Raw genomic sequence first — 16155 nt, 5'->3', positions numbered from 1 at the left:
CCGAAGGTTCCAGGTATCCACCTCCTGCTCATACTGTTTCCTCAACGTAACCGGCACCCCGGCATCGGCAAGGGCCTCTTCCAGTTCTACCGACCTTCGCTCGCTCAGCGCGCGGTCCATACCCACCATGCGAAACATCACCGGCGGCTGGTCCGCCCCGATTAATGCACTCCAGCTCTGTGTTTCTGAGATCGGTTCCGTGCTCCAGCCCTCAAAATCCTCATCAAACCGTCGGATCACCTCGCTTGCTTCCCGGGCCTCACCTTCTCCGCTGACCGGCACCGATATCGAAAATTTATTCAGGCCTTCGCGCGCCAAATTGGCCAGGTTGGTTTGATCGGTAAAGCCGCCCTCCACCTGTATTTTCCCGTGACCCAATCCGGCAGACTCTATCCGCATCTTCAGCGCGTCAGCCGCCTGCACCGTGGAGTTCAGGGATGTATTTCCCGGAAGCTGTACGCGGTAGCTCACCACTGAAGGTTCATCTTCCGGCAGCATTGTTTTGGACACCATCACAAATGCGTATCCGGCTGCGGCTACCAGGAACGTAGCAAAGGTCAGCATCCAGACCGGCTTTCGTAACACCGATTGCAGGCTGGACTCATACCGGTTCAGGAGGTTGTCAAAAAACTTTCGGGTATTGAGCTGGCCCGATTCTCCCTGCCCCGCCTTCTTTTTACGCCGTTCCAGGATCTGCACAACCAGCACAGGCAGGATAATCAGCGCCACAAACAACGAGGCGAGCAGGCTGATGGAAAGGGTGTAGGCTTGGTCCTGGAAAAAAGCGCCTTCGAATCCGCCCAAAAATATGAGCGGCAAAAATACAGAAATGGTGGTAAATGTGGAGGCGGTGACCGCCAGGGCAATCTCTTTCGTACCCACCGCGGCAGCCCGTTTTACCGAGGGCGCGGCCGGCATGTGGCGGTTGATATTTTCGAGTACCACAATGGCATTATCGAGAAGAAGCCCGATGCCCAGCGTGAGCCCGCTGAGGGAGACAATATTGAGCTGAATGCCCGATCCGTACATCGCGAAAAACGTAAGAAAGATCGAGACAGGGATCGCCACGCCGATAGTGAAGGGCGTGCGAATATCGTTCAGAAAAAGAAACAGCACAAAAAAGGCCAGCACACCGCCGATCAGAAGGGTCTGAAGCAGGTTGGAGATCGCCTTGCGGATGAAGGTGGCGTCCTCCCGAAGAATTTCAATATTGATGTCCGGGTGCAGTTCGCGCATCTGATCCAGCAGCGGCACGAGCGTATCAAACACCTCCACCGTGTTGCTGCCATACTCCTTTTTGACGAGTAGGTTCAGCACGCGCTCCCCCTGCAGAAGGGCAAAAGATGTGGGATCGGATTCATCCAGGCGGACCTCCGCCACGTCGCTCATCAGCAGAACTTTTCCATCGCCCAGCCGTTTCAGGGGAACCGTATCCAGGTCGTCCAGTTCGTTGATGCGGCTCTGGATCTTCATGGAATACCGGTACCACCCATCCCGCAGCTCCCCGCTGGTGGCAAACAGGTTGGCCTGCTGCACGAGAGACTGCACCTCGCTCAGCGACAAATCAAACCGGTCGATCTCCTTTGGCAGGTAGCGGATTTGTACCTCCGGCTCCACCGCTCCCACCGGTACTACTTGTGCGATTCCCTCGGCCTGTTCCAGCCTGCGTGAGAGAACCTGTTCGGCCCACCGTTTGAGGGAGAGGCGCGTATCAAAATCACTATTGGGACGGTCTTTCGAGGTGATGGCCAGCACAGCGATTGGATCATCTGCCGTGGTATTAAAGATGAGCTGAGGCCTCGATGATTCCTCCGGCATAGCATATTGCGCCTGGTCGAGCTTTTCGCGCACATTCAGAAATGCCAGGTCCATATTGTGGCCCCACCGGAAGTTAAGGTAGATGACGCTCTGCCCCTGCCGGGCAAAACCGTGTACCTGGTCGATGCCCGGAATGGTGCTCAGGACCGCCTCAAGACGTTCGTTGATGCGCGTTTCTACCTCACGCGGCGACGCCCCCTGCCAGTCGGTCCGCACCACCAGGTTCGGCGAATCCACGTCGGGCAGCAGATCTACCGACAGTTCGTACAATGCCAGCCCTCCAAAAATGAAGGCTGCAAGAATGAGAATGATTGCAGTTATGGGGCGGTTTAGCAGCAAAAGATCAGGGTCAGCCGGTTAGGGTTGTATGATAAATTTCAAAAACTGATGAATATAATTTTATCGATTTATCGTGTTGAAGATAAACGAATCATTACTACGATTATAGTTTACTATTTTATTACGTGCAAATATTTTTAATACAAACCTTTCTCTTCTAACCGTTGTTTGATTTTATAAAGCTGAATTTTGTAATATTTGTCATCTTCATATCCACCCAAATGAAGAAAAATGGTTGCGATTATCAATAGAAACAACAACATTATTTATTAGAACAACCACAAATAGGGACTCGAGTGCCCAGGATACCAACCGGTAAATCAAAGCTCGAAACATCAAATATAAAAATTTCGATATCTCATATATAGCGGGACGATTTTCATCTTTTATTGACATCATTGAGAAATTCCATCCATCATTTTCTTATTGCTTTGCCAATTCTTTACCTCCTCTTGTAGTTCATCTTTACTCATCGAATAAATCCGAAAAACTTCAGACATTTTTAGATCATCCTGCCTTGTAGAATGAAATTTACTGTTTATTCCTCGGTCATGCGTTAAGTGAAATAAAGGACCCATAACATGTACAAACTCATGGGCGAAAATTTTGGCATTTCAGATACCCTCTGACTTCCTAAGTTGAATCGGCAATAAACGCTATCTATAAACATTGCTTACATAAAAGCTAAGAATTCATTTAAATTCATAGGCTCTGACTTCTCCTACTTCGGTTACCACAAATATTCGTTTATTTTTAAAATCAATATCAAATATCGGTAGTATATTTACATCTGATATGATCTTATATCGCTGGATGAGGTCGCCATTTTGATTAAAATGATGAATCCAAAATGAATTAAACCCAGTAGGATTTGAATTTGTCCCTAAAAATAATTCCCCATCATTATTGCTTACTCCTGAAATATACTTTTGAAATAATATTCGTGATTGCGGAGTCAGTTTTTCCATAGTTTCAAAATAACTAACGGCAACAGAATCAATTTCTGGGAGATCTGGAATTTCGACAGACCATAGTTTTTTTCCGTCAGTATTATACTTTGCAATCATTGGAATTGCATTATAAATGAGAAAAATCTCATCAGGGTTTGCACGGTCAGCAACCGGAAAAGCATTGGATTTATCCACAGGTGGAATCTCCCGATTTGAAATCGCTGTCCTGTGGTTAACCGGGTTCATGGTAAAGGTACTACCCTCAAGAATTTCTCCAACTTCTGCAAGCTGAGTTCCTCCCCAATCTCTTATTTCATAGATTTTATCTACCTCTTTTTCAATATGAATAGAAGAAAACAATAAAGTATCGTCAGATAAAATAAATGGTTCAAATACTACATCCGGAGATTGGATTATTGCTGTACTCATAGGTGGGAGTCTGTAATGAAATCCTAATTCTCCAAAATCTAATGATGAAAGAAATTCACCATTATAATTGTATTTATGAATCAAAAACTGCCCTTTATCAATAACAAATAGTGATTTATTAGTAATAATAATATTATTAACCCACCAAAATTCTCCAGGACCGCTTCCGGGCCGGCCAATCTCGTTCAATACACTTCCATTATCATTTAAGTGCATAATTTTGTTTTGAGCTACATCATAGATGAATAAATTTGAATTGCCATCATATCTTAAAATCGTAGGCACACCAATTATATCATACTCTATAGAGACTATAGTATCATAGTTATCAATATTTTTTATATCTACATTTATTTCTTTATCGTACTCATTCTCACTGACACAACTTATAAGAGTAAAAACATATAAAAATAGTATCATAATTTCTTTCTAATTAAACATTTTTATATAATTTTCTATTATAAATTGATTATTATATTAATAAATTTATAGATATTACATCTTTAGATATAAATTATAGGAAGGCTTTGCAAAACCCCCTGAGTTCGTGAGTTTTTAATTGAATTCAGTTATTTTTGGTTCGACCTAAATCTTCATCTAAAATCAGATATTTTCATGGCTGACGGTGATCAATTAAGCTTTGGCGACGGACTTCTTTCAAACAGGAAAAAAATCAGCAAACTTTCCAAACACTTGGCAAAGCTTGACGAGATCATCGACTGGCAGCCCCTGGTCCGGGACATCTCGATCATCGATAAAACCGATACCAAAACCGGTGGTCGGCCTCGTAAAAACCCATTTTGGATGATCAAAGCCACGTTTTTGCAATCCCTGTTCAGCCTGAGTGATCCCCAGCTGGAAGATCAATTGATTGACAGGCTGAGCTTTCAGCGGTTTGTTGGGATCAACCTGGATCAAGAGATTCCGGACTTTTCGACTTTTTGGCGGTTCAAAGAAGCCCTGAGCAGCCACAGCCTGGACGAACGCATCTTTGAGTTGATTAACCAGCAACTGGAAGCCAAAGGCCTGATGGTCAAAAAAGGAACCATTGTCGACGCGTCTATTATTCCGTCTTCGGGGCGTCCGCTCTCGGATAAAAAGCGCAAGGAGTTGTCCCAAACCCCGTCCCCGCAAATCGACACGGATGCCAAATCGAGCAAGAAAGGCGGCACCTGGTATTTTGGCTACAAAGGCCATGTGGGAGTAGATGTGGAGTCGAAACTCATTCGTAAGGCCACCTTCACCCCGGCCAATGTGCATGACAGCACGCAAACCGAACAGCTGGTTAGTTATGACGAGAAGGCCTTATTTGGCGATAAAGCCTATGTGGATAGCCATCACAAATATTCGGCCCGCCATTACGGCTGGTACTACGGGGTGCTGGACAAAGCCGCTCGCAGTCAGCCGCTTTCGAGTTCTCAGAAAAAACGAAACCGCAAGTTAAACAGTGTTCGGGCCGCCGTGGAGCATCCATTTGCATGGATGAAGACCAAGGCAAACCTGGTTGCCATGCGAGCCAAAAACCAGTCTCGAAACCGGTTGCGATTTCTCTTTGCCTGCATTGGATGGAATCTGAACAGGGCCGGATTTTTACTTAAAAAAACCAGATCCGTTGGATCGGTAGCTCTATGAAACGCAAAATGAGCATAAAATTGGCTTTTCAGGGCCTTTTGAAGGCCTCTAACAAGGTTTGCCGACCTAAAGATGGCAGAAATGTTGTCCACTGTATGAAAATCAGATCAACATTCAGCCACAAAAATTAAATCAAAGAACAACGAAGGGTTTTTCAAAGCCTTCTATAGAATAAATTATTTGCAACATGAGAGGGCTTTGCTGAACCCCTGATATTTCGAGTTTTGATGGTTGATTTGTAGAATTCGGCAACTGATTCAGTATTTGTGCAATTAAAAAGGATTTTCCATGGATAAAAGACATCAACTCAGCATTTTAGACCAATGGGCCAGCAATGCCAAGCAAGTCTCTCGCTCTACAAACGCCTTCAAGAAATTGACGAGTGGATCGACTGGCAGCCACTCTACGAATTTGGCCGTCGCATTGACAAAACTGGCCCCAAGGGCGGACAGCCCCGTAAACCGGTTCGGTGGATGATTCGCGGATTTTTTCTTCAGTACTTGTATCAGCTGAGTGACCCGCAGCTGGATCAGGCCGTCCTGGATTTTACTACCTTCTGGCGGTTTTGCGATATGCTGGCCAGCGAGGGTCTTGTCGAGGAACTCTTTAAGGAGATCACCGATCAACTGGACGCCAAAGGACTTTGGTTATAAAGGCCATATTGGCGTGGATGCGGGTAGTAAACTCATTCGAAAGATTGCTTTTACTCCAGCCGCGCCTCACGACAGCACGGAGTTAGAAGACCTGGTGTGTGAGAATGAGCGCAGCTTGTTTGGCGATAAAGCCTACGACCGTGATAGCCTCAAACAGATGGCCAGAGACAACGGCTGGTACTGGCATCCTGGATAAAGGAAAACGGGGTGACCCGCTGAGTTCCACACAGAAAAAACGAAATGGGCGTCACCAGCAGGTTCGTTCGCAAGTGGAACATCCGTTTACATCAATCAAAGATCGCTATGGCTTGCGATGGGCACGGGCCAAAACGAAGGTAAGAAACAAAGCCCGCTTTGTAATGGCATCCATCTGCTGGAACATTGAACGCGGTATTACCTGGTCGAAAAAACAGCAGAAATTACCCCGGCAAAGTCAACCTGATGGGTGGAGTATGGCTGGGAGCGGCTGAATGGCTGTAAATTGGCCATTTAGCCGCTTCAAAACAGCCATAATTGGTCAAAAAAATACACTATTTGAAAGAACGTGACTTTAAAAATCTGAAGTTCAGAAAATCGAGGGTAATTCAAAGCCCTCTTGAAGTATTAATTATGAATCCAAAAAAGAAAATGAGAAGTGTTTCTGTTTCAATCGGTCTATGATTCACAATAATTCAAAATCAGACTTATTAAAGTTGGGAATAGTATATGTAGTCAGTTCATAGAGAGTATTACCAACAACATGGAGTAAGAGTCCCACCAACCCCACAATAACATCCCTGTCCACCTTCACAATGTTTACAGGTCTCATTACAACCACTATCATAACAACATTTATATAAATTACAGTCACTCCCTGCCATAATCTTCTTCATCTCCGAACGGCCTAACACCTGGCCTGTGTTTAATAATTCTTTCATTGTTTTCACCTTTTTGGTTTGGTTTGATTTTTATCCTGATTTATCCCGGTAAAACTTGGGATTGAAACCAGATTTCTGCCTCTTATTTCTTGCTTCTATAGCAAGCACATACCCATATAATACAAAAATACACAACTTCCCGCACCCCTGTTATAGTAGGAGTAAAGATTACTCTCAAACAGAGTGAATGCCAATATTTTATGATGGATAACACTATCACAAAATGAATGAGTCTCTGAAAATCTTATATATAAAGTGATTCCACAAACCATTTAGATAAAATGATAGATCACAATTCTTAATTTTCACCATGTTTTAATTTCCTGAATCATTTCCTGTTTGGACATCCCATAGATGCGAAATACTTCAGATGATTTAATATTATCTTGTGTTGGAGAGTGAAACCGGCTATTGACATCTCGTTCGTGTGTTAAATGAAAAAGTGGTCCATGTATACGTTCATAACGATACCCCAACTTCTTCCATCGATTGATTCTCTCACCATCTTCCCTGCCCCACCCATAAAATTTTTCAATTTCCATACCCGCCTCAATGTAACTTTCTTTCTGGGCAAATAATCCTCCACCTACAGGATATGAAGCATATAATTCGATCATATTGTCGCAATTATCTTGCAAAACGCTAAAATCAAGAGTCTTAAAATAAAGTTCTCTTACAATAAGAGTGGTATCAAGAGCCTTATCCTGGTATGGGGAAACAAAATCGGCTTCCTGGTTTCTTAGCATTTCAATTGATTTAAGTATCTGCACTGGGCTTACAATCACATCAGCCTCCCAAACTGGATATTCCGGACAGTTACCATTAACGTCTAAACTATCTAAAATCATGAATACACAAGCCACCCTGGATCAACTCCGTGAACTTAAACTTCATGGTATGGCTCGCAGTTATGAGGCCATTCTTGCCTTGCCGATCCATCAACACCCCGAACCGCACGCTCTGCTGGGGCAGCTAACCCAGCATGAATATGAGTATAAACGCAACCAACGCACCGAGACCTACCTTCGGCTGAGCAAATTACGGTATGCCACCAGCCTGGAGGAAGTAACCTGCAGCGAGCAGCGCAACTTTTCCCGTGAACAATTGTCCATGATCGCCGAATGCAGCTGGATTGACCGGGCCGAGAACCTGCTCATTACCGGGGCCACCGGGTGCGGGAAAAGCTATTTGGCCTGTGCGGTCGGCCACCAGGCCTGCCTGATGGGTTATAAAACGTTGTATCTGAATATGAACCGTTTTATCGAGCAAATTACGCTGGTCAAACTCGACGGGACGTTTATCAAGCAATTGAATCGAATCGAAAAAATCCCGGTATTGATTTTCGATGATTTTGGCCTTCAGCCTTTGCAAAGTGATGTCCGGCTGGCGTTGCTTCAGATACTTGAAGACCGCTACGGAAAAAAGTCCACCGTGATCGCCTCGCAATTGCCGGTAGGCCAGTTGTATGAATACCTGAAAGATGCCACGTTGGCCGATGCCATTTTGGACCGTTTAATACACACCGCACACCGGATAGAATTAAGTGGTGAAAGCATGAGGAAAAAACAGTAATATTGTCATAGCTAATAAATCACCACAACCAGATCCAAGAGGAGTCAGCTTCTCCAGACCAGGGGGGCAGCTTGTACGGAATAATCAAAATCAGTCATCATTCATTTATTTCTATACCAATTCTTTACTTCTTCTTTTAATTCATCTTTACTCATCGAATAAATCCGGAAAACTTCAGACATTTTTATATCATCCTGCCTTGAAGAATGAAACTTACTGTTTATTCCTCGATCATGCGTTAAATGAAACAAAGGACCCTCAACATGTGCAAATCCATGACCGAAAATTTTTGCCCGTACAACTCTTTCACCATCTTCTCTTCCCCAACCATAAAAATTTTCATTCTCCATTCCGATTTTGATATAGGTTTTTTTGTTACAGAAAAAAGCTCCTCCCAAGGGGTTTGGGGTATAGAGTTTCTTCATTTTACCTTCATTTTTTTTAAGAATTGAAACATCCCCTGTTTGAATAAATTTTTCGCGAATTATTTTTGATGTTTCTAAAAAATAATACTGGTAGGGGAAGATAAAATGTGCTTCCTTTTTGCGCAGCCTATTTACAGATGATGAAATTTGTTGAGGTGGAATAATCACATCTGTATCCCAAATAGCTACATATGGTGTCTCGCTATCTCTAACCAATTCATTAATATATTTTGTGCGATGGAAAATGGGGTCAAAATCTTCAATAAATCGGTAGTGAATGTGATCGCTAAGATACGTTTTGATCAATCCATTATTATAAGCCGACGCCTCCAATACATGAATAATCGTCTTAAAGTGAACATCTAAATAGTTTACAACAGAAATAAGATTTTCGAGGCGAACTATAGAATCAAGCCTGACGGGTATTAAAAAGGTTGTATCTTGCAGGGATGTTTTTTCAGTTCTGTTCATGCTGTCTTCGGATTAACGAGTTTGATGTTTTGCTTGCAATACTCATCCAAATAAATCAGTTCAAGCCCTATTCCCATTAATCCTGATATCAAACCTATGTTGTTTCTTTTCATCATATCGTTTGCCAAATCATCCCAAAATGGGGATGAGGTTATGGCTTCAATCATGTTTGTAGCAGGAATCTGAGGATACCACTTAGGATACAAGTGTGCCACCTTTCGGCTTATTGCTGAAACACCTGCAATTCCATCCAAATAGGTCAAATTATTATTATACAATTCCTGCTGAATCATTTTTTCTAAAGATATACTTTCAATAAGCCGGTTAATGTGTTCCTTCCAGTCTCTCATTTTACGGTGTTGAAGAATGGATAACATGCCCAGGCTTAAATTTAACCTGTTACTCTGCAAACGCGGAAACAGGGATAAAACAACAGGAGATAACTCATCGAAAATCCGGTCTAATTTGATATCATAAAGACCTGTTTTTGCCACCTTTCCCAGCATACAAAGGCAGACAGGCAGATCCCAGACTATATCAAAAGAAGGTGGTTCTTCAAACTTAATTTTACGGTTTTCGATCTTGTCGCTAAGCCGGTTTACAAGTTCAATCAAAATTCGTTCATGAAGACTGTTTGGCAAATCATTTGATCGTTGCTCCATCCTCTTCACTTTTGACAAGACATATAAAATGAGCCCCAGATCTCCATTCAGAAATCCAACAGGACTTTCGTCAGAAGAACAAATATGTTGGTAGATCCTGTCATCTATTCTTTCTAAAACATCCTTCTTCGGATCTTTTACCATCCCATTTTGTTTTAGATATTCAATACCCCAGGCTATGCCAGCTAAACCGTTTTCAAATTCGATTGGAATAAATTCGTTTTCTATATCTTTGTAAACTTGATTTAGCAGAGAATCGGAAATCTGCTCACATTCCTCGTTATTTGTTCTTTTCGCCAACTGATAAAAAAATAATACCCCGCCCATCTTTCCATTTAGAAGTCCTGGACTGTTGGCTCCCAAAATTAGTTCCTCAGACGTTTCCCTTATCAGTTTTAATTTTCCCGATACGTTATGTTTCATCTTTACCTTAGTTCTTTAGTAATATTGTTTATTACCCTTTCAATTAACCTCATATCCTGCGTAATAATCTCCGCCTGACCCGTCATTCCGTTCCGGGGGGTAATTTCCCGCCCGTAGTTGGTCACCAGACCTTCTGGGAAATGGACTTCAGCAAAGAAGAGACTGTCTTGCACCGGGAAGTCAGAAAAGTACTCTACGCGTCCAATGACTGAACCAAATTCGTGGTACGGATACCCGCTGAACCTCACCTGTACCTGCTGACCCTCCTCAATTTTGCCAAACGACTGCTGGGATACCGCCAGCTCACCGAAAAACGATGTATTATCGGGCTGGATGTAGAATAGCCGCTGCCCCACCGCCAGGTTTTGGTTTTCCTGCAAAATACCGGCAAACACTACCCTGCCGCCAAACGGAGCCGTGACCAGATAATTGGTTTTCCATTCGTAAATGGCGCTTTTGAGAAGGTTTATCGACTGAAGAAACATCGAAACCTGATCTTCTGTTCGTTTATCGAGCTCCATGATCTCCCTCTCCTTGGCGATTTGGGATACAACATTGTTGATGATCGCTGATTCGGTTTGCTGCAAAGGCAACTGCCGGGCCGACAGCTCTGCCTCGGCCCGGTCGAGTTCGATCGGGGCTATATGATCGTTCTCGGCCAGACGCCGTTTCATTTCCACTTCCCTCTGAGTGAGATTATACTCCTTCTGCTGAATCTCTTTTTGCTGGTGAAGTTGTTCCATCAACTGGTGTGTATAATCCATCTCCTGCATCAGAATCTCCCGCTGGCGGGAATAGAATCCACCAGGCAAATACGATACAAACTCCCGGTAAGCCTGTTCAAATCCCTGGAAGGTATTCTGAATTTCACCCAGGTTTGTAAATTGGCCGGTATTAAAACCATTCATTCGCTGCAGGCTGCCTTCCAGCAGCCATACCCGCATTGAATCTACCATTTCATCAAGTTTCAGTACCTGCTGATGCTGTGCCGTACTCTCCAGCCAGGCAAGTACACTGCCCTCCTCCACACGGCTGTTGTTACTAACGGTAATCCGCACCAGTTTACCACTAATTCGGCTCTCCAGCGATTGAGGGGCGTCCACCGCCGACAAACGAAGAGGAGCATGAATCACCTCCGGATATTTGATGACCGCCGCCGACAGCAGCACCATTCCCAGAACCCCGAAAAAGGCCATTATTCCCCACCTGATCAGCCAGTGTGGCGGGCGCCCAATAATCTCCTGCACTTCCTCGCTGCGAACATCCAGTTCGGAAAGTCGGCGGCTTTGAGACCCGGAAGTTGATGGTATGTTATTTGTATGTTCAGGCATAGGTTTGGTTTAGTAAGAAGTGAAAAGGCAAAAGTGAAAAAGGGAGAATGAAATCCCCTCTTGCCCCAAGGGATGCCTTCGGCAATAGGGGACAGATCAAAGAGCGTCCAGCGATTTGATCTGGGGTATGCTCGATCAAATCGATGTTCTATGCAACGAGTACACACCCCTCGCTTGGCAAATCAGGCTCTGCCTTTTTGCCTTCGCTTTTCCCCTCTCGAGAGGGGATTTTCCATCCCAATCCCTGTTTTTTTCACTTTTGCCTTCTCACTTTTCATCACTTTTAACTCAATTACCCAGTTCCAGTTGATTCTTCACTAATTCAAAATAAGCTCCTCCCTTGCGGGCCAGTTCACTATGCGTGCCCTGCTCAATGATCCGGCCTTCTTCGAGTACCACGATGTTATCTGCGTTTTTGACCGTGCTGAGACGGTGGGCGACGACCACCACCGTTCGGTTTTGGAAAAATTCCTTCATATTATCCATAATCGCCCGTTCGTTGTTGGCATCCAGGGCGTTTGTCGCTTCGTCGAAAAAGAGAAATTCCGGGTCTTTGTACACTGCGCGGGCGATCAAAATTCTTTGTCGCTGCCCCTGGCTAATACCATTGCCTTCGGCCCCGATTTTGGTGTTAAACCCCAACGGTAGCGATTCGACAAACGCCCGAATATTAGCAACCTGGACGGCATGTTCCAGCTTCTCGATATTAGGCAACTCCTCGCCCACAGCGATGTTGTTGGCTATGGTATCCGAGAAGATAAATCCGTCCTGCATCACGGCCCCGCAATGGCTGCGCCATACCCGGGGGCTCAGTGTTTTGAAGTTCCGGTCACCGATCCGGATCTCCCCTTTTTCGGGTGGATAAAATTTCAGCAGCAGTTTCAACAGCGTGGTTTTGCCGCTGCCGCTCATCCCGACAATGGCCGTGGTTTTACCTTCCGGAATGAGCAGGTCAATATCTTTTAAAACCGGCTCATTCCCGGCCCCGGGGTAGGTAAACAGAAGTTTCTTGAGATGGATATCTCTTTTTTTCGGAAGCTGGTACGTATACATGGTATCCGCGGGTTCTTCGTCCTCCTTCTCGTGGACTTCATTAAGCCGCTCCATACTAATTAGTGCATCCTGGGTGGACTGCACAAACCCGATGAGTTGTTGGATTGGGCTGTTGAGCTGGCCGATGATATACTGGATAGCCAGCATCGCCCCAAGGGTAAGCTGGCCGTTCACCACGGCAATAGCCGAGATAAACGTGATGCCAATATTCTTCCCTTCATTAATGAAAAACGCACCGCCCTGCTGGTATTGCTCCAGGGCCAGGTTCTTCACCTGGTAGCGGAACAGTCGCGCCTGGAGGCGCTCCCACTCCCACCGTTTCTGCTTCTCACAGTTATTGAGTTTGATCTCCTGCATCCCCTGGATGAGCTGAATCACTGTGCTCTGGTTGCTCGAAGAGATCCCGAACCGGCGGTGGTCCAGCTCACGGCGTTTCTTCAAAAAGAGAACAACCCAAATGACATAGAAAACACTTGCCACAAGAAAAACGGTAAAGATCATCATGTGGTAATATGCGAGAACCAGTGAAAAAACCAGCAGGTTCATAAAGGAAAACAATGTAGAGAGGCTCTGGCTGGTTAAAAAATTCTGAATCCGCGAGTGGTCGCCCATCCGCTGCAAAATATCTCCCACCATTTTGGTGTCGAAAAAGGGCATCGGGAGTTTCATCAGCTTGATAAGGAAATCGGACAAGATGGAGATGTTGATGCGGGTGCTCATGTGGAGCAGAATCCAGGAACGGATAAACTCTACTCCAGTACGGCCGAAAAAGAGCATAAGCTGCGCCATCAGGATTAGGTAGATAAAGTTGACATCCCGGTTTTGGATACCAATATCCACCACAGCCTGGGTAAGAAACGGAAAGATGAGCTGCAGGATGCTGCCGGCCAGTAGGCCAAGTGCAAGCTGAAACAACAGGTTCTTGTAGGGCAATATATAGCGAAACAGAATCCCGAAGCTAAGGCGGTTGCCGGTTGCTCCTTCCTGGTCGTAGAAGGCCGGAGAAGTATAGAGCAACAGGGCAATCCCTGTACTCTGACCGCTATTTTTTGTATTCAGCCATTGCTGTAAAAACTCTTTTTTTTGGTAGGTAACCTTACCTTTTGCAGGATCGGCAAGATATACTGTATCCCCTTTTATCCTGTAAACCACGACGAAGTGAACCTGATTCCAGTAAATAATACAGGGCAGTGGTGCTTCTCCTTTAAGTTGCTCCCAGGTCAATTTTGCCCCAACCGTCCGAAAGCCAATCTCCTCGGCAGCCTCACTTATGCCCAGTAGTGATACCCCCTCGCGGTTAATGCCGCTCTTTTGGCGCAGGGTATCCATAGTATAAGCCCGGCCGTAATGTTTAGATACCATCCGCAGACAGGTCGGGCCACAATCCATTTGGTCAAATTGTTTGTAAAAAGGGAAAGTTTTCATTCAGACTATGTTTTTTACAACTCCTCCCATTCAATACGATATCGCACCACCTGTTGCAGGCCGGTTTCTTCATCGGTTTGGCGGGTATACATCTTGCCGTTTTTTACCACCTCAATGGGTTCATCCCGCGTCCATTCGAATGTGGTGATCAGCTCGCCGGTTTCATCAAGCACCCACCACTCGTATACATCCAAATCTACCACGATGGTAGAGATCCATATTAGATCTGAATCATCAACAAAAAATTGAGATATAGCAGGATGTGTTTTAGGCAATTTGTCACCAAGTATTCTTCTTGAATCTGAAATGATGTCCATAACCCGAAAGAATCCTGGAAATTCAGAATCTTTTTCAATGGCTACATTCTGAAAAGGATGAAAAATTCCGTTTAAAAATTCACCTACTGAATCAAATATTTTTATAGCAACTTTATCTGTCCAGACAAAATACATTTTACCAGAAGCTGATAATGAAAATAAGGTCGTTCGGTCGAATGGAACAGGAGGTAATGTAATCCCTCGTTCATTAGTCAACTTAAAATTGTTTGTGATCTTAGAAATCTGTATTGGTGATTCATTTGCACGACCCCTTCTATCAACTAAAAAGTAATGCATAAATCGTTCAGTGATTGCCGAGCCATCACTCCTCCGGTTTTCAGGCATGCCAACGACTAAGTATTCGTCATTGAGTATGTCAAACTCCCCCAATCCTCTCAACCCATTGATCACTGGCATATCTATTTCGTGTACTAATTCAAATGAATCCGTATCAAAAATACTTACCCTCGAAAGGTTTGCGTCATATACATAAAGTTTATCATTTCGAAGTTTAAAGTTGTGGATAACCTGGAACTCACCCGGCCCTTTTCCTTCTCGTCCGATGGTGTCTATAAGACTTCCTTCCTTATCAAAAACATGTATTTTCTTGATCCCCTCTATATATAACCTTTCATTCGAATCAACTCCAATTTTAGGTGTATTATTAAAAAATGCCACCTTTGAATCATGGATCACACTGCTTTTGTGGAATGAAACTGCTAACTGAGGTTCAAAAGATTCACTGAAAACCTGAATATTTGTGTTTTCCCAAAAGAATTCCGGAAGAATTTCTTGATAAGATCTGTAATCACAACTACATAAAAAAACGCACGTAAAACATATCAAATAACGCGCAATGGTCTTATTTTTACACCACATATACTCTTCTAAGATAAGAATTTGTGTGGTAAGCAAGTAGGATGTCTGCAATTCAACTAACCTGCTTACCACATTTTTTGCATATCGTTCCACATGCATCAAATTGTTAAGCACTTGAACAATTTGCGGCAAAAGTTTCGCTATATTGAAGCTGGCAGCACGTATTGTACTCGAGGCCTGTACAAAGAACGGTACCTTCCATTCCACCTTCTATATTATAACATTCACATCTTGTGAAGCTATCCCCACTCCCTGCCATAATCTTCTTCATTTCCGAGCGGCCTAATGCCTGGCCTGTATTTAATAAGTCTTTCATCGTTTTCACCTTTTTGGTTATGTTTTTGATTTAAACCTGTTTATGCCAATTTTCTGTAGCAAGGGCCAGGTTATTAAACCCTTTTGTCCGTTCTACTTCGATTCCAGACAAATTTTTCAAATTTCATGAGCAGTAACGACTCCTTTCATGTTGCCATTCTCAGTTGTAATCATTTCGCTAAACCCTGTTACTACATACCTGAGGTCCTCTACCCGGTATTGTGTTGGAAGCTTGTACCCATTCACAAAAAACGTAGGTGTGCCTTTAATTTCCGCCTTTTTAAACCAATCTGAATGGTAACTGACAACCGCATCGATGTTTTGATTTTCCCCGTTTGTCTGAAAAGAATACTTCTCCCGAAACCGGTTCAGATCAGATAGTTCAAACCAATCCTTTAACACTTTTTCCGCTTGGAAAGACTGATCGTCTGTTCCATTTAATGCAGTCAGCCAGTACCCAAGAAGGTATCTTCCGGGGTCCGTTTCAACTGCATCTGATTGTTGAGATAGTGAAAACCGAACGGATAAATTAACCTTTTCCGGA

Annotated in this window: 13 protein-coding genes and 1 pseudogene; 4 read left to right on the top strand and 10 right to left on the bottom strand. The window is 44.0% G+C overall.

Annotated features, from left to right (window positions below; translation table 11 throughout):
- The coding region (locus ACESM0_RS08130; protein WP_372905405.1) for an efflux RND transporter permease subunit at positions 1–2157 on the bottom strand (2157 nt) is incomplete at its 3' end.
- Between the two features lie 692 nt (positions 2158–2849).
- Positions 2850–3956, bottom strand: coding sequence for a 6-bladed beta-propeller (locus tag ACESM0_RS08125; protein WP_372905403.1), 1107 nt, complete (start codon positions 3954–3956; stop codon positions 2850–2852).
- Positions 3957–4151: 195 nt separating this feature from the next.
- Here ACESM0_RS08125 and ACESM0_RS08120 point away from each other — a divergent pair, with 195 nt between their 5' ends.
- From ACESM0_RS08120 to ACESM0_RS08110, 3 genes and pseudogenes are all read left to right on the top strand, one after another.
- On the top strand, positions 4152–5168 hold the full coding sequence (locus ACESM0_RS08120; RefSeq protein ID WP_372905401.1) for an IS5 family transposase: 1017 nt from the start codon (positions 4152–4154) through the stop codon (positions 5166–5168).
- Between the two features lie 323 nt (positions 5169–5491).
- Entirely contained in the window at positions 5492–5821 is a 330-nt protein-coding gene (locus tag ACESM0_RS08115; protein ID WP_372905399.1) for a hypothetical protein, read from the top strand.
- 13 nt (positions 5822–5834) lie between these two features.
- Positions 5835–6291 (top strand): annotated as a pseudogene (locus ACESM0_RS08110) (transposase).
- 191 nt (positions 6292–6482) lie between these two features.
- Here ACESM0_RS08110 and ACESM0_RS08105 read toward each other — a convergent pair.
- Both ACESM0_RS08105 and ACESM0_RS08100 read right to left on the bottom strand, forming a co-directional pair.
- Positions 6483–6644 (bottom strand): hypothetical protein, encoded by a 162-nt coding sequence (locus ACESM0_RS08105; RefSeq protein WP_372905397.1) that lies wholly within the window; start codon positions 6642–6644, stop codon positions 6483–6485.
- A 399-nt stretch (positions 6645–7043) separates the two neighbouring features.
- A complete protein-coding gene (locus ACESM0_RS08100) occupies positions 7044–7586 on the bottom strand; it encodes a galactosyltransferase-related protein (protein WP_372905396.1) in 543 nt (180 codons plus the stop codon).
- Between ACESM0_RS08100 and istB the strand changes: the two genes are divergently transcribed.
- A complete protein-coding gene (gene istB, locus ACESM0_RS08095; protein WP_372905394.1) occupies positions 7585–8310 on the top strand; it encodes an IS21-like element helper ATPase IstB in 726 nt (241 codons plus the stop codon). The genes ACESM0_RS08100 and istB overlap by 2 nt on opposite strands.
- 101 nt (positions 8311–8411) lie before the next feature.
- On the opposite strand, the gene ACESM0_RS08090 is transcribed toward istB, so the two are convergent.
- The 6 genes from ACESM0_RS08090 to ACESM0_RS08065 form a co-directional block, all read right to left on the bottom strand.
- On the bottom strand, positions 8412–9041 hold the full coding sequence (locus ACESM0_RS08090) for a galactosyltransferase-related protein (RefSeq protein WP_372905392.1): 630 nt from the start codon (positions 9039–9041) through the stop codon (positions 8412–8414).
- A gap of 161 nt (positions 9042–9202) precedes the next feature.
- Positions 9203–10291 (bottom strand): lanthionine synthetase LanC family protein, encoded by a 1089-nt coding sequence (locus ACESM0_RS08085; protein ID WP_372905390.1) that lies wholly within the window; start codon positions 10289–10291, stop codon positions 9203–9205.
- Between the two features lie 2 nt (positions 10292–10293).
- Positions 10294–11622: an HlyD family secretion protein gene (locus ACESM0_RS08080; protein ID WP_372905388.1), complete on the bottom strand. Its 1329-nt coding sequence runs from the start codon at positions 11620–11622 to the stop codon at positions 10294–10296.
- A gap of 288 nt (positions 11623–11910) precedes the next feature.
- Positions 11911–14100, bottom strand: coding sequence for a peptidase domain-containing ABC transporter (locus ACESM0_RS08075; RefSeq protein WP_372905387.1), 2190 nt, complete (start codon positions 14098–14100; stop codon positions 11911–11913).
- A gap of 14 nt (positions 14101–14114) precedes the next feature.
- Positions 14115–15095, bottom strand: a complete 981-nt coding sequence (locus ACESM0_RS08070; RefSeq protein ID WP_372905385.1) for a 6-bladed beta-propeller — start codon at positions 15093–15095, stop codon at positions 14115–14117.
- A 633-nt stretch (positions 15096–15728) separates the two neighbouring features.
- A partial coding sequence (locus ACESM0_RS08065) for a DsbA family protein (protein ID WP_372905383.1) occupies positions 15729–16155 on the bottom strand: 427 nt, incomplete at its 5' end.

Source organism: Rhodohalobacter sp. (genome assembly GCF_041686455.1).
In the GTDB taxonomy this organism is placed as follows: domain Bacteria; phylum Bacteroidota; class Rhodothermia; order Balneolales; family Balneolaceae; genus Rhodohalobacter.
The sequence above is the reverse complement of the archived record's forward strand: the minus strand, read 5'-3'. Positions and strand labels throughout refer to the sequence as shown.

Excerpts from the sequence above, each read along its gene's own strand:
- istB (WP_372905394.1), top strand. The coding sequence starts at position 7,585 with ATGAATACACAAGCCACCCTGGATCAACTCCGTGAACTTAAACTTCAT.
- ACESM0_RS08075 (WP_372905387.1), bottom strand. The coding sequence starts at position 14,100 with ATGAAAACTTTCCCTTTTTACAAACAATTTGACCAAATGGATTGTGGC.
- ACESM0_RS08105 (WP_372905397.1), bottom strand. The coding sequence starts at position 6,644 with ATGATAGTGGTTGTAATGAGACCTGTAAACATTGTGAAGGTGGACAGG.
- ACESM0_RS08085 (WP_372905390.1), bottom strand. The coding sequence starts at position 10,291 with ATGAAACATAACGTATCGGGAAAATTAAAACTGATAAGGGAAACGTCT.
- ACESM0_RS08080 (WP_372905388.1), bottom strand. The coding sequence starts at position 11,622 with ATGCCTGAACATACAAATAACATACCATCAACTTCCGGGTCTCAAAGC.
- ACESM0_RS08115 (WP_372905399.1), top strand. The coding sequence starts at position 5,492 with ATGGGCCAGCAATGCCAAGCAAGTCTCTCGCTCTACAAACGCCTTCAA.
- ACESM0_RS08120 (WP_372905401.1), top strand. The coding sequence starts at position 4,152 with ATGGCTGACGGTGATCAATTAAGCTTTGGCGACGGACTTCTTTCAAAC.
- ACESM0_RS08125 (WP_372905403.1), bottom strand. The coding sequence starts at position 3,956 with ATGATACTATTTTTATATGTTTTTACTCTTATAAGTTGTGTCAGTGAG.
- ACESM0_RS08100 (WP_372905396.1), bottom strand. The coding sequence starts at position 7,586 with ATGATTTTAGATAGTTTAGACGTTAATGGTAACTGTCCGGAATATCCA.